The 13,596-nt window shown below is 57.1% G+C and carries 18 protein-coding genes; 14 read left to right on the top strand and 4 right to left on the bottom strand.

Annotated elements, in window-relative coordinates; genetic code table 11:
* Positions 1-17: 17 nt before the first annotated feature.
* The 4 genes from rsmE to ruvX all read left to right on the top strand — a co-directional run bounded on the left by rsmE (position 18) and on the right by ruvX (position 2,767).
* Positions 18-749 (top strand): 16S rRNA (uracil(1498)-N(3))-methyltransferase, encoded by a 732-nt coding sequence (gene rsmE / locus IM304_RS01130; protein WP_193354951.1) that lies wholly within the window; start codon positions 18-20, stop codon positions 747-749.
* 19 nt (positions 750-768) lie between these two features.
* On the top strand, positions 769-1,716 hold the full coding sequence (gene gshB / locus IM304_RS01125; protein ID WP_176609516.1) for a glutathione synthase: 948 nt from the start codon (positions 769-771) through the stop codon (positions 1,714-1,716).
* Between the two features lie 74 nt (positions 1,717-1,790).
* Positions 1,791-2,351, top strand: a complete 561-nt coding sequence (locus tag IM304_RS01120; protein WP_148418516.1) for a YqgE/AlgH family protein — start codon at positions 1,791-1,793, stop codon at positions 2,349-2,351.
* Positions 2,351-2,767, top strand: coding sequence for a Holliday junction resolvase RuvX (gene ruvX, locus IM304_RS01115; protein WP_114979901.1), 417 nt, complete (start codon positions 2,351-2,353; stop codon positions 2,765-2,767). The genes IM304_RS01120 and ruvX overlap by 1 nt, the downstream gene beginning before the upstream one ends.
* Positions 2,768-2,777: 10 nt before the next feature.
* On the opposite strand, the gene IM304_RS01110 is transcribed toward ruvX, so the two are convergent.
* Complete coding sequence (locus IM304_RS01110; RefSeq protein WP_193354952.1) at positions 2,778-3,758, bottom strand: type IV pilus twitching motility protein PilT; 981 nt, start codon at positions 3,756-3,758, stop codon at positions 2,778-2,780.
* A 17-nt stretch (positions 3,759-3,775) separates the two neighbouring features.
* Here IM304_RS01110 and IM304_RS01105 point away from each other — a divergent pair, with 17 nt between their 5' ends.
* From IM304_RS01105 to IM304_RS01080, 6 genes are read left to right on the top strand one after another with little or no spacing between them, the layout of a single operon-like run.
* Complete coding sequence (locus IM304_RS01105; protein WP_148418514.1) at positions 3,776-4,477, top strand: YggS family pyridoxal phosphate-dependent enzyme; 702 nt, start codon at positions 3,776-3,778, stop codon at positions 4,475-4,477.
* A 21-nt stretch (positions 4,478-4,498) separates the two neighbouring features.
* Positions 4,499-5,065, top strand: coding sequence for a YggT family protein (locus IM304_RS01100; protein WP_193354953.1), 567 nt, complete (start codon positions 4,499-4,501; stop codon positions 5,063-5,065).
* Complete coding sequence (gene yggU, locus IM304_RS01095; RefSeq protein WP_047364545.1) at positions 5,062-5,358, top strand: DUF167 family protein YggU; 297 nt, start codon at positions 5,062-5,064, stop codon at positions 5,356-5,358. Before IM304_RS01100 ends, yggU begins: the two co-directional genes overlap by 4 nt.
* Before the next feature lie 3 nt (positions 5,359-5,361).
* Positions 5,362-5,955, top strand: coding sequence for an XTP/dITP diphosphatase (locus IM304_RS01090; RefSeq protein WP_148418512.1), 594 nt, complete (start codon positions 5,362-5,364; stop codon positions 5,953-5,955).
* Positions 5,948-7,096, top strand: coding sequence for a radical SAM family heme chaperone HemW (gene hemW / locus IM304_RS01085; RefSeq protein ID WP_193354954.1), 1,149 nt, complete (start codon positions 5,948-5,950; stop codon positions 7,094-7,096). The genes IM304_RS01090 and hemW overlap by 8 nt, the downstream gene beginning before the upstream one ends.
* Before the next feature lie 56 nt (positions 7,097-7,152).
* Positions 7,153-7,515, top strand: a complete 363-nt coding sequence (locus IM304_RS01080; protein WP_193354955.1) for an endonuclease domain-containing protein — start codon at positions 7,153-7,155, stop codon at positions 7,513-7,515.
* Between the two features lie 67 nt (positions 7,516-7,582).
* On the opposite strand, the gene IM304_RS01075 is transcribed toward IM304_RS01080, so the two are convergent.
* Genes IM304_RS01075 through trmB form a run of 3 tightly spaced genes read right to left on the bottom strand, consistent with a single transcriptional unit; the run spans position 7,583 to position 9,401 of the window.
* Positions 7,583-8,299 carry a DUF2884 domain-containing protein gene (locus tag IM304_RS01075; RefSeq protein WP_148418509.1) on the bottom strand — a complete coding sequence of 239 codons (717 nt, stop codon included), beginning with the start codon at positions 8,297-8,299 and terminating at the stop codon, positions 7,583-7,585.
* 56 nt (positions 8,300-8,355) lie between these two features.
* A complete protein-coding gene (locus IM304_RS01070; RefSeq protein WP_193354956.1) occupies positions 8,356-8,682 on the bottom strand; it encodes a YggL family protein in 327 nt (108 codons plus the stop codon).
* Positions 8,682-9,401: a tRNA (guanosine(46)-N7)-methyltransferase TrmB gene (trmB, locus tag IM304_RS01065; RefSeq protein ID WP_022649361.1), complete on the bottom strand. Its 720-nt coding sequence runs from the start codon at positions 9,399-9,401 to the stop codon at positions 8,682-8,684. The genes IM304_RS01070 and trmB overlap by 1 nt, the downstream gene beginning before the upstream one ends.
* Positions 9,402-9,545: 144 nt before the next feature.
* Between trmB and mutY the strand changes: the two genes are divergently transcribed.
* The 4 genes from mutY to IM304_RS01045 all read left to right on the top strand — a co-directional run bounded on the left by mutY (position 9,546) and on the right by IM304_RS01045 (position 13,572).
* Complete coding sequence (mutY, locus tag IM304_RS01060; protein WP_193354957.1) at positions 9,546-10,598, top strand: A/G-specific adenine glycosylase; 1,053 nt, start codon at positions 9,546-9,548, stop codon at positions 10,596-10,598.
* Positions 10,599-10,624: 26 nt separating this feature from the next.
* Positions 10,625-10,897, top strand: coding sequence for an oxidative damage protection protein (locus tag IM304_RS01055; RefSeq protein WP_148418506.1), 273 nt, complete (start codon positions 10,625-10,627; stop codon positions 10,895-10,897).
* Between the two features lie 56 nt (positions 10,898-10,953).
* Entirely contained in the window at positions 10,954-12,030 is a 1,077-nt protein-coding gene (gene mltC, locus IM304_RS01050) for a membrane-bound lytic murein transglycosylase MltC (protein ID WP_148418648.1), read from the top strand.
* Positions 12,031-12,315: 285 nt separating this feature from the next.
* Positions 12,316-13,572, top strand: a complete 1,257-nt coding sequence (locus IM304_RS01045; RefSeq protein ID WP_148418505.1) for a nucleoside permease — start codon at positions 12,316-12,318, stop codon at positions 13,570-13,572.
* Positions 13,573-13,596 lie beyond the last annotated feature (24 nt).

Genomic DNA, 13,596 nt, shown 5'->3' with positions numbered 1-13,596 from the left:
ACATGGAATTTCTGACTATGCGCATCCCCCGCATTTACCATCCTGAACTGATTACCGCCGGCGGCGAAATCGCCCTGTCTGACGACGCAGCAAACCACGTAGGCCGCGTGCTGCGCATGGGTGCCGGCCAGGCGCTCCAGCTGTTCGACGGCTCAAATCAGGTTTTCGACGCTGAAATTACGCGCGCCGACAAAAAAAGCGTGCACGTCAAGGTGCTGCGTGGCGAAGTGGACGACCGTGAATCCCCCCTTCACATTCATCTGGGTCAGGTGATGTCGCGCGGGGAAAAGATGGAGTTCACCATTCAGAAATCCATTGAACTGGGTGTAAGCCTCATTACGCCACTTTTTTCTGAGCGCTGCGGCGTTAAACTGGATGCGGAACGTCTGAATAAGAAGATCCAGCAGTGGCAGAAAATTGCCATTGCGGCCTGCGAGCAGAGCGGCCGCAACCGTATCCCGGAGATCCGCCCGGCGATGGATCTGGAGGACTGGTGTGCAGAAGAGGAAAGCGGGCTTAAGCTTAATCTTCATCCGCGCGCCAGCGCCAGCATCAACACGCTGCCGCTGCCCGTTGAGCGCGTACGCCTGCTGATTGGCCCGGAAGGCGGCCTGTCGGCTGACGAAATTGCCATGACGGGGCGTTACCAGTTTACTGATATTCTGTTGGGACCTCGCGTTCTGCGCACTGAGACAACGGCACTCACAGCCATTACCGCGCTACAGGTACGGTTTGGCGATCTGGGTTGACCCATTAACGGAGAAGAAGATGATCAAGCTCGGCATCGTGATGGACCCCATCGCAAACATTAACATCAAGAAAGATTCCAGCTTCGCCATGCTGCTGGAAGCGCAGCGTCGCGGCTATGAACTCCACTATATGGAGATGAACGATCTTTACCTGATCAACGGTGAAGCCCGCGCGCGCACCCGCATCGTTAACGTCGAGCAGAACTACGACAAGTGGTACGAGTTTGGCACCGAGCAGGATATTGCCCTTGCCGATCTCAACGTCATCCTGATGCGTAAAGATCCGCCGTTCGACACCGAATACATTTACTCCACCTATATCCTTGAGCGCGCCGAGGAGAAAGGGACGCTGATCGTCAACAAGCCGCAAAGCCTGCGCGACTGTAACGAGAAGCTCTACACCGCCTGGTTCTCTGACCTGACGCCGGAAACGCTGGTGACCCGCAGCAAGGCGCAGCTGAAAGAGTTCTGGCAGAAGCACGGCGATATCATCATGAAGCCGCTGGACGGCATGGGCGGCGCGTCTATCTTCCGCGTGAAGGAAGGCGACCCGAACATCGGCGTCATTGCCGAAACGCTGACCGAGCTGGGTACCCGCTACTGCATGGCGCAGAACTATCTGCCGGCCATTAAAGACGGTGACAAACGCGTGCTGGTGGTAGATGGCGAGCCGGTGCCTTACTGCCTGGCGCGTATCCCGCAGGGCGGCGAAACCCGCGGCAACCTGGCGGCCGGCGGTCGCGGCGAACCGCGTCCGTTGAGCGAAAGCGACTGGGAAATTGCCCGCCGCGTCGGCCCTACGCTGAAAGCCAAAGGTCTGATCTTCGTTGGCCTCGATATCATCGGCGATCGCCTGACCGAAGTGAACGTCACCAGCCCGACCTGCATTCGTGAAATCGAAGCGGAATTCCCGATCTCGATCACCGGAATGCTGATGGACGCTATCGAAAAACGTTTACAGAAATAACCTGTGACAGCGCCTGTGTTTATCCCCATACTGGGCGCTGTCGCTTTTTAAACCAGGAAACAGTACCTCTGACAATGAATTTACAGCATCACTTTCTTATTGCCATGCCTGCTCTCCAGGATCCGATTTTCCGCCGCGCCGTTGTTTATATTTGTGAATACAATGAAGACGGCGCGATGGGGATTATCATCAATAAACCGCTGGAAAACCTGCAGGTTGAGGGGATCCTGGACAAGCTGAAAATCACCGCTGAAGATCGTCTGCCGGAAATCCGTCTCGATAAACCGGTGATGCTGGGCGGCCCGCTTGCAGAAGATCGTGGCTTTATCCTTCACACTCCGCCGGTTTTCTCATCCAGCATTCGTATCTCCGATAACACCGTTGTCACCACCTCCCGCGACGTGCTCGAAACGCTGGGTACCGCAAAGCAGCCTTCTGAAGTGCTGGTCGCGCTCGGCTACGCCTCCTGGGAAAAAGGCCAGCTGGAACAAGAGATTCTGGACAACGCCTGGCTGACGGCCCCTGCGGATATGAACATCCTGTTTAAAACCCCTATCGCCGATCGCTGGCGTGACGCGGCAAAGCTGATTGGCATTGATATTCTGACCATGCCTGGCGTTGCGGGGCACGCGTAATGAGCGGCACCCTTCTAGCCTTCGACTTCGGTACCAAAAGCATTGGCGTCGCCGTTGGTCAACGCATCACCGGTACGGCTCGCCCGCTCGCGGCGCTGAAGGCCAACGACGGCACGCCGGACTGGAACCTCATTGAGCGCCTGCTCAAGGAGTGGCAGCCGGACGACGTAATTGTTGGGCTACCGCTGAACATGGACGGCACCGAGCAGCCGCTCACCGCCCGCGCGCGCAAGTTCGCGAACAAAATTCATGGCCGCTTCGGCGTCTCCGTAAAGCTGCACGACGAACGCCTGAGCACCGTCGAAGCGCGTGCTGGCCTGTTCGAGCACGGCGGTTTCCGGGCGCTGAACAAAGGCAGCGTTGATTCGGCCTCTGCCGTCATCATCCTCGAAAGCTATTTCGAACAGGGTTACTGAGCGCCGGGGCCTACAGCCGCCCCTGCGCCCGTCGCTCCGCCAGGCTCTGCTCAAAGTTCTGCATACCCGCCTGCTGTCCGGTTTGAATAATGCCCGGCAGTTGCCACGTTTTGCCTTCGCGGATCAGGTTTGCCGCCGCCGGGGTATTCACCAGAAGCTCATACAGCGCCACACGCCCGCCCTGAACGTCCTGACGCAGCTTCTGAGCCAGCACCGCACGCAGGCTTCCCGCCAGCTGATTACGCACCGGATCTTTCTCCTGCGCCGGGAAGATATCCACCAGGCGCTCAATTGCCTGAGCCGCACCGCGCGTATGCAGCGTGGCTAACACCAGATGCCCGGTCTCAGCCGCCGTCAGCGCCAGGCGGATAGTTTCGCTGTCGCGCAGCTCGCCAAGCAAAATGACATCCGGATCTTCACGAAGCGCGCTGCGCAGCGCCTCGGCAAAGGACGGGCTGTGCTGGCCTATCTCCCGCTGCTGGATCAAACAGCGTTCGCTCTGGTACCTGAACTCCACCGGATCTTCCAGGGTAAGAATATGGCCGTCCGTATGGTGATTGAGAAAATCGACCATCGCTGCAAGCGTCGTTGACTTCCCGCTGCCGGTTGCGCCGGTGACCAGAATCAGACCATCGTCATTGCACAGTAGCGCCGGGATCGTTCGCGGCACGCCTAACGCAGAGAGCTGCGGGCACGCCAGCGGCAACAGCCGCAGCGCGATCGAAACGCCCTGCATATGCCTGAACGCGCTGCCGCGCAGACGCTGATTGCCCGCGACGGTAACGGCAAAATCCACCTGCCCGCTCGCCCACCATGCGCCCTGCTGCTCGTCGTTGAGCCACGCTTTCAATAACGCCTCCACGTCCGGGGGTGGAAACGGCGCGGGTTCAAGGCGCCCCGCTCTGCGCCAGCGCGGCGGCGAATCACTGCACAGGTGTAGATCGGAGACGTTATGCTTTACACTAAGGGCCACAATTTCTTCCACATCCATAGACTACTCCTCGGAAAATGAACGACATTGCGCATAACCTGGCACAGGTCCGGGACAAAATCTCAGCCGCTGCAACGCGTTGCGGCCGTGCTTCAGAAGAAATTACCTTGCTTGCAGTCAGCAAAACCAAGCCTGCGAGCGCCATCGCAGAAGCGATTGCCGCCGGCCATCGCGCGTTTGGCGAAAACTACGTGCAGGAAGGCGTGGATAAAATTCGCTATTTCCGGGAACAGGGTAATACGGACCTGCAATGGCACTTTATCGGTCCGCTACAGTCGAACAAAAGCCGTCTGGTGGCAGAGCACTTCGACTGGTGCCACACCCTCGATCGCCTGCGCATTGCTACCCGTCTGAACGACCAGCGTCCGGCGGAGCTGCCCGCGCTTAACGTGCTGATTCAAATCAATATCAGTGATGAAAACAGCAAGTCCGGCATTGCGCTGAGCGAGCTGGATGCGCTGGCGGCTGAGGTGGCGGCGCTGCCGCGCCTGACCCTGCGCGGGCTGATGGCAATTCCGGCGCCTGAGTCAAGTTATGAAAGGCAGTTTGCCGTGGCACAGCAAATGGCTGTAGCATTTGAGGCGCTTAAAGCGCGCTATGACACGGTAGACACGCTTTCTCTGGGCATGTCGGACGATATGGAAGCCGCCATCGCGGCAGGCAGTACCATGGTGCGCATCGGCACGGCAATTTTCGGTGCGCGCGATTACACCCAATAATAAGGAAAACTGAGGAACGCCATGAAGACGTTGACTTTCCTGCTCTCAACGGTGATTGAGCTGTACACGATGGCGCTGTTACTGCGCGTCTGGATGCAGTGGGCCCGCTGTGATTTTTACAACCCGTTCTCACAATTTATCGTGAAAATTACGCAGCCTGTTGTGGGGCCGCTTCGCCGCGTTATTCCGGCAATGGGGCCGATTGACAGCTCATCTCTGCTGATGGCGTTTATTCTGAGCATTATCAAAGCGATCGTGCTGTTTATGGTCATTACCTTCCAGCCGATTATCTGGATTTCTGCCGTCCTGATCCTCGTGAAAACCGTCGGCCTGCTGATCTTCTGGGTTCTGCTGGTCATGGCAATCATGAGCTGGGTGAGCCGGGGCCGCAGCCCTGTGGAATACGCGCTGATTCAGCTCACTGAACCGCTGCTGCGTCCGATTCGCAGTCTGCTGCCGGCGATGGGCGGTATCGACTTCTCGCCGATGCTTCTCGTGCTGCTGCTGTACGTGCTCAATATGGGCATTGCGGAGCTGCTGCAGGCAACGGGCAATATGCTGCTGCCGGGGCTGTGGATGGCGTTATGAGTGCGGTAAGCACCTGCACAGACGGGCTGGTCTTACGGCTGTACATTCAGCCGAAAGCCAGCCGCGACAGCATTGTGGGGCTGCATGGCGACGAGTTAAAGGTCGCCATCACCGCCCCCCCGGTAGACGGTCAGGCGAATGCGCATCTGACCAAATATCTGGCTAAACAGTTTCGCGTTGCTAAAAGCCAGGTCATCATTGAAAAAGGTGAACTTGGGCGGCATAAACAGGTAAAAATCCTCAATCCGCAATCTATCCCGACGGAAGTCGCGGCTCTGACAGAACAGGACTAAACCATGCAGAAAGTTGTTCTCGCCACCGGTAACGCCGGTAAAGTGCGCGAGCTGGCCTCGCTATTAAATGATTTTGGGCTGGACGTGGTGGCTCAGACCGAGCTGGGCGTCGATTCCGCCGAAGAGACTGGCCTGACGTTTATCGAAAACGCCATTCTGAAAGCGCGCCACGCCGCGCAAATCACGGGGCTGCCTGCCATTGCCGATGACTCCGGCCTGGCCGTGGATTTTCTGGGCGGTGCGCCGGGCATTTACTCCGCCCGCTACTCCGGCGTGGACGCTACCGACCGGCAAAACCTGGAAAAGCTGCTCGTTGCCCTGAAGGACGTGCCTGACGAACAGCGTACCGCGCAGTTCCACTGCGTGCTGGTCTACATGCGTCACGCGGAAGATCCAACGCCGATCGTCTGCCACGGCAGCTGGCCGGGCGTGATCACCCGTGAGGCGGCAGGCAGCGGCGGCTTTGGCTACGACCCGATTTTCTTTGTCCCCACCGAGGGCAAAACCGCTGCGGAACTGACCCGCGAAGAGAAAAGCGCGATTTCCCACCGTGGACGCGCCCTGAAACTGTTACTGGAAGCACTGCGTAATGGCTAATTTGCCGCCTCTGAGTCTTTATATTCATATCCCGTGGTGCGTGCAGAAATGTCCGTACTGCGATTTCAACTCGCACGCGCTGAAGGGCGAAGTGCCGCATGATGACTACGTTGCCCATCTGCTGGCCGACCTGGATGCCGATGTACCGTACGCGCAGGGACGTGAAGTAAAGACCATTTTTATTGGTGGCGGCACGCCGAGCCTGCTTTCAGGCCCGGCGATGCAGACGCTGCTGGACGGCGTGCGGTCGCGCCTGAATCTGGCAGCGGATGCTGAAATTACGATGGAAGCCAACCCCGGCACCGTTGAGGCCGACCGTTTTGTCGAGTATCAGCGCGCTGGCGTGAACCGTATCTCCATCGGCGTGCAGAGCTTTAGCGAGCCAAAGCTGAAGCGCCTGGGGCGCATTCACGGCCCGGAAGAGGCGAAGCGCGCGGCAAACCTGGCGACAGGGCTTGGCCTGCGCAGCTTTAACCTCGATCTGATGCACGGCCTGCCGGATCAGTCGCTGGAAGAGGCGCTGGACGATTTGCGCCAGGCGATTGCGCTGGCGCCGCCGCATCTGTCGTGGTATCAGCTGACCATTGAGCCGAACACCCTGTTTGGTTCCCGTCCACCGGTGCTGCCGGACGACGACGCGCTGTGGGATATCTTCGAGCAGGGCCACCGGCTGTTAACCGCTGCGGGCTATGAGCAATATGAAACGTCTGCCTATGCGAAGCCGGGATATCAGTGTCAGCACAACCTGAACTACTGGCGATTTGGCGACTATCTGGGGATTGGCTGCGGCGCGCACGGCAAAGTGACCTTCCCGGACGGGCGAATACTGCGCACCGCCAAAACGCGCCATCCGCGCGGGTATATGGAAGGTCGTTATCTCGAACATCAGCACGACGTCGAGGCGGCGGACAAACCGTTTGAGTTCTTTATGAACCGCTTCCGCCTGCTGGAAGCCGCACCGCGGAAAGAGTTTGCGCGCTATACCGGACTGCCGGAATCAGTGATTCGCCCGCAGATTGACGAGGCGCTGGCGCAGGGGTATCTCACGGAATGTGAGGAATACTGGCAGATCACCGAGCACGGCAAGCTGTTCTTAAACTCCCTTCTTGAGCTGTTCCTCGCCGAAGAATCTGAAGGCTGATTCAGGATTTTGCATCCCGTTCTGTCGGCTGAGGGAAAGGCTGGCAGAGTGTGGGGATGGAAATTATACGTTCATACGCAAAGCAGCTCAGACGCGAGCTCACACAGGAAGAAAGACGGCTTTGGTATTTACTGCGCAGCCGCCGTTTCGAAAATTATAAATTTCGCCGACAACATCCGGCAGGCAACTATATTCTCGATTTCGCCTGCTGCGCGGCTCGTCTGGCTATTGAACTGGACGGCGGACAGCATGATGAAAATCAGGAATACGATCGTCAAAGGACGTTGTGGTTAAACCAAAAGGGCTGGCACGTCATTCGATTCTGGAACAATGAACTTTGGAATAATGAAGAGGCGGTGCTAGAAAAGATCCTTGAAACGCTGCAGGCGCTGCAACCCTCACCCCGGCCCTCTCCCTGAAAGGGAGAGGGAGCAAACTCTTCCCTCGCCCCTTTGGGGAGAGGGTTAGGGTGAGGGGTGAAGTTAATTACTTCAGCGTCCCCACCAGCGCCTTTCTGCTATCTTCCAGCGACACCACGCGTTTACACACGTCTTTGCCGAACTGCTGGAAATCGGCTTCCTGATTCTTCCACTCGTTCTGAATCGAGGTTTGCAGTCCGCCCAGGCTGCCCAGCACGCCCTGCAAAGGGTTACCGCCGCCTTTCAGCACCGCTTTGGCGCCCATCTCGTTAATGCTGTCCTGGAGAATGCCGCCCATCGCCTGGTTCACCAGTTGCTGGCCGTCGGCGCGCACCTGGTCGATCGCCTTATAGTGGAACGTCAGTCCGTCGGAGCGGGTCTCGATAATTCGGTTCATCTGCTCTTTCAGCTGCTTATCCAGCTTCGTCAGGCGGGTGCGCATATTGCTGCTTTCACCCACCTCTTTGGTGATGATTTTATCCAGCGCCACGCGCCCCTTCTCAACGCGGGTCAGCGCGCCGTCGTTGATCCACGGCAGCGCGGTACGCAGCTCGGCCTGATAATCCTTCGCCTGTTCACGCTGGGCGGCCGTCAGGTTTTGCGGCTTGCCGTTAAAGGTGACGTTACCCTCCGGCGTAATCACCAGATTGCCGTTCTCGCCTTTAACCTGCACGGTTTGCGGGCTTAACACCACGTCGTCACGCGGGGTGACGCTACATTTATACTCCGCATGGGCGGTGGAACCGATTGCCAGTAAAGCAACAGCCAGCAACGTTTTGCGCATCTTTAACACTCCCTCAGACAAAATGGGCCAGCTAATGCTGGCCCCTGACTTCTTTATTAGTCCCACCAAACGTCGAAAAGTTCGCTGACGCGGACATCTTCCAGGTTGTGGTCTTCAAGCCATTTGCGTACCAGCGCCTGATGTTCTTCGGTGCATTTCCCCACTTCCTGGGTGCAGATCAGACCTTCCCACGCCAGATAGCCGCTACCGTCGAAGGCCAGCTTGTTTGGCTCGATCACCTCGTTGATGAACGCATCAACGTCCTGGTCGATCTGTTCGACGCTGGTGCCTTCCGGGAAGCGCCAGGCAACGGAGAAACCTACTTCCTGGAATTCTTCGATGTGCATCTTTTTACGCAGACGACGGCTACGATTCTTTGCCATTATTTCACCCTCTCGAACATTAAGTCCCATACGCCGTGACCAAGACGATGGCCACGCTGTTCAAATTTTGTCACCGGACGTGAATCCGGACGCGGTACGTAGTCGTTGCTTTCAGACTGGTTTTTATACCCGTCCAGAGACGACATCACTTCCAGCATATGTTCCGCATAAGGTTCCCAGTCGGTCGCCATGTGGAAGACGCCGCCCAGCTTCAGCTTACTTTTCACCAGCTCGGCAAACGGTGCCTGAACGATACGGCGTTTATTATGACGCGCTTTGTGCCACGGGTCAGGGAAAAAGAGCTGAACCATGTTCAAAGAATTGTCAGGAATCATTTTGTGCAGCACTTCCACCGCGTCGTGACACATTACGCGCAGGTTCTCAACGCCCTCTTCATGGGCCGTAGCCAGACAGGCGCCGACGCCCGGCGAGTGCACTTCAATGCCGAGGAAGTTCTGTTCCGGGCGCGCTTTCGCCATGGTCACCAGCGACGTGCCCATGCCAAAACCGATCTCCAGGGTGACGGGCGCATCGCGGCCAAACAGTTCGGTAAAGTCGAGAGGCTGCTCGCTGAACTCAACGCCCATCACCGGCCAGTAGTTGTCCAGCGCGTGTTGCTGCCCTTTTGTCAGGCGGCCCTGACGGCGGACAAAGCTGCGAATACGGCGCAGCGGGCGACCGTTTTCATCAAATTCCGGTGAAATGACGTCGTTTTTCATAAAAGAGTTGTCTGCTTGTGAGAGTGTTCGGGAAACGGGCATTATCCAAAGTTAAGGCTTCTATGCAAGCATGGGAAAGATCCGGTTTACAGCAGATTGACGCTGTGCTGCAATCTGCGTCCCTGATTATGCGAATCGATGACCATGCAAGCCTCTCAATTTTCAGCCCAGGTGCTGGACTGGTACGACAAATACGGGCGTAAAACCCTGCCCTGGCAAATTGAAAAAACGCCTTACAAAGTATGGCTCTCCGAGGTGATGTTGCAACAAACGCAGGTCACCACCGTGATCCCTTACTTCGAGCGTTTTATGGCGCGCTTCCCGACGGTGACCGACCTGGCAAACGCCCCTCTGGACGAAGTGCTGCACCTGTGGACCGGGCTCGGCTACTATGCCCGCGCGCGTAATCTGCACAAAGCCGCCCAGCAGGTGGCCACGCGGCACAACGGTAAATTTCCGGAGACCTTTGACGAGGTAGCGGATTTACCCGGCGTTGGGCGCTCAACCGCGGGCGCTATTCTCTCGCTATCGTTAGGCAAGCATTTCCCGATCCTCGACGGCAACGTGAAGCGCGTGCTCGCCCGCTGTTACGCCGTTGACGGCTGGCCGGGCAAGAAGGACGTTGAAAAGCGCCTGTGGGAGATCGCTGAAGCGGTCACCCCGGCGAAAGGCGTGGAGCGTTTTAACCAGGCGATGATGGATCTGGGCGCGATGGTCTGCACCCGTTCAAAACCGAAGTGCGAACTCTGTCCGGTGAATAACCTCTGCGTCGCCTACGCCAACCAGTCATGGGCGCAGTATCCGGGGAAAAAACCGAAGCAGACGCTGCCGGAGCGCACCGGGTATATGCTGCTGATGCAGCACGGCGAACAGGTGTTCCTTGCGCAGCGCCCACCGAGTGGCCTGTGGGGTGGTCTATACTGCTTCCCACAGTTTGAGGATGAAGCCTCGCTTCGGGAATGGCTTAAGCAACGCGGCATTGCCGCCGATACGCTGACGCAGCTGAACGCGTTCCGCCATACCTTTAGCCATTTCCATCTGGATATTGTGCCTATGTGGCTTCCCGTGTCCTCATTCACCTCGTGCATGGATGAAGGCACCGCTCTCTGGTATAACTTAGCGCAACCGCCATCAGTCGGGCTGGCGGCTCCCGTGGAGCGCCTGTTACAGCAATTACGTGTCGGTGCAATGGTTTAGCATCGGCAACACAAAGAGGAATGAGTATGGCCAGAACCATTTTTTGTACTTTCCTGCAGCGCGACGCTGAGGGCCAGGATTTCCAGCTCTACCCGGGCGACCTGGGTAAGCGCATCTATAACGAGATCTCTAAAGAAGCCTGGGGACAGTGGCAGCAAAAACAGACCATGCTGATCAACGAGAAAAAGCTCAGCATGATGAACCCGGAGCACCGCAAGCTGCTGGAGCAGGAGATGGTGAACTTCCTGTTCGAAGGTAAAGACGTACACATCGAAGGCTATACGCCGCCGGAAAAATAACAGCGTGCGGGGTTAACCCCGCCGTTACAGCAAACACAACACGCACTCCCGGAATGATGAAAAAACTTTTAGCGCTAGCACTTGTTGCGCCGTTGCTTGTGTCTTGTTCTTCCAAAAAGGGCGATAGCTATAACGAAGCCTGGGTTAAGGACACTAACGGTTTTGACATTTTGATGGGGCAGTTTGCCCACAACATCGAAAATATATGGGGATTTAACGAAGTTCTTATCGCCGGACCGAAGGACTACGTTAAGTACACCGACGCCTATCAGACCCGTAGCCACATCAACTTCGATGACGGTACGATCACGGTTGAAACCATCGCGGGGACCGAACCTGCGGCGCATTTACGGCAGGCCATCATCAAGACCCTGCTGATGGGCGACGATCCGGGATCTATCGACCTCTACTCTGACGCCGATGACATTACCATTTCCAAAGAGCCGTTCCTGTACGGTCAGGTCGTGGACCAGACCGGTCAGCCTATCCGCTGGGAAGGCCGCGCCACGAAATTTGCCGACTACCTGCTGCAAACGCGCCTGAAAAGCCGCACCAACGGGCTGAAGGTGATCTACAGCGTCACGATTAACCTGGTGCCAAACCACCTCGACAAGCGAGCGCATAAGTATCTGGGCATGGTGCGTCAGGCATCGCGCAAGTACGGCGTGGACGAGTCGCTGATCCTGGCGATTATGCAGACCGAATCGTCATTTAACCCCTACGCCGTGAGCCGTTCCGACGCGCTGGGGCTGATGCAGGTTGTGCAGCACAGCGCCGGTAAAGACGTGTTCCGCTCGCAGGGGAAATCCGGCACGCCAAGCCGCAGCTACCTGTTCGACCCGCAAAGCAACATTGATACCGGAACGGCCTATCTGGCCATGCTGAACAATGTCTATCTTGGCGGGATTGATAACCCGACTTCACGTCGCTATGCGGTTATTACCGCCTATAACGGCGGCGCGGGCAGCGTGCTCCGCGTCTTCTCGAACGACAAGGTGCAGGCCGCGAACATCATCAACAGCATGGCGCCGGGGGACGTGTACACCACCCTCACCACCCGCCACCCGTCAGCGGAATCCCGCCGCTATCTGTATAAGGTGAATACGGCGCAGAAGAACTACCGTCGCCGCTAGAAAATAACACCCCCTCACCCTAACCCTCTCCCCAAAGGGGAGAGGGAACTTGAACACCCTCTCCCCTTTGGGGAGAGGGCAGGGTGAGGGGAACAAACCGCACCCAATCCCCACCCATACAAAAATGCTATTTGCATCACAATCCAGACTGCAAATTAATATGGATTGCATTTTTTTGCGGGAGGTAACAAAACCCGCCCCCGTCAGCTGATAGAATTGCATCAAATTACAACCCTGAATGTTCCTATAACAACATATCTCCCGCTCACTTGTGAGGAAAGTAACATGAACCTTAAGCTGCAGCTTAAAATCTTGTCGTTTCTGCAGTTCTGCCTGTGGGGAAGCTGGCTGACTACACTCGGCTCCTATATGTTTGTGACGCTCAAGTTCGATGGTGCGTCAATCGGTGCCGTCTACAGCTCGCTGGGCATCGCGGCTGTTTTCATGCCAACGCTGCTCGGTATCGTGGCAGATAAGTGGTTAAGCGCGAAGTGGCTGTACATGCTTTGCCATCTGGTGGGCGCGGGGACGCTGTTCATGGCGGCCGAAGTGACGACGCCGGGGGCGATGTTTATGGTGATCCTGCTTAACTCGCTGGCGTACATGCCAACGCTTGGGCTGATCAACACCATCTCCTACTACCGCCTGAAGTCTGCCGGTCTGGATATCGTTACCGACTTCCCGCCAATCCGTATCTGGGGCACCATCGGCTTTATCATGGCAATGTGGGGCGTGAGCTTCGCAGGCTTCGAGCTGAGCCATATGCAGCTGTATATCGGTGCGGCGCTCTCCGTACTGCTGGCGCTGTTTACCCTGACGCTGCCGCATATTCCGGTGTCTAACCAGCAGAAAAACCAGAGCTGGAGCACCATGCTCGGCCTGGACGCATTCGCGCTGTTCAAGAACAAGCGCATGGCGATCTTCTTTATCTTCTCCATGCTGCTGGGCGCGGAGCTGCAAATCACCAACATGTTCGGCAACACCTTCCTGCACAGCTTCGATAACGATCCGCTGTTTGCCGGAAGCTTTATCGTTGAACACGCTTCGGTGATGATGTCTATCTCGCAGATCTCCGAAACGCTGTTCATCCTGACCATCCCGTTCTTCCTGAGCCGTTACGGCATCAAGAACGTTATGCTGATCAGTATCGCCGCGTGGATGCTGCGCTTCGGCCTGTTCGCCTACGGCGACCCTAGCGCGTTCGGCACCGTGCTGCTGGTTCTGTCGATGATTGTTTACGGCTGCGCCTTCGACTTCTTCAACATCTCCGGTTCGGTATTTGTGGAAAAAGAGGTGAAGCCTGAAATCCGCGCCAGCGCGCAGGGCATGTTCCTGATGATGACCAACGGCTTCGGCTGTATTCTGGGCGGCGTGGTGAGCGGTAAAGTGGTTGAGATGTACACCACGAACGGCATCACCAACTGGCAGCCCGTGTGGCTCATCTTCGCGGCGTACTCGCTGGTGCTGTTCTTCGCGTTTATCGTGCTGTTCCAGTACAAGCATGTACGCGAACCGCACGGCGCACAGCCAGTCGCGCATTAATTGTTGTGCCGGGCAGGCGAAGCC

It is taken from the genome of Enterobacter cloacae complex sp. P40C2 (assembly GCF_014930695.1).
Classification (GTDB): Bacteria; Pseudomonadota; Gammaproteobacteria; order Enterobacterales; family Enterobacteriaceae; genus Enterobacter; species Enterobacter pasteurii.
The sequence above is the reverse complement of the archived record's forward strand: the minus strand, read 5'-3'. Positions and strand labels throughout refer to the sequence as shown.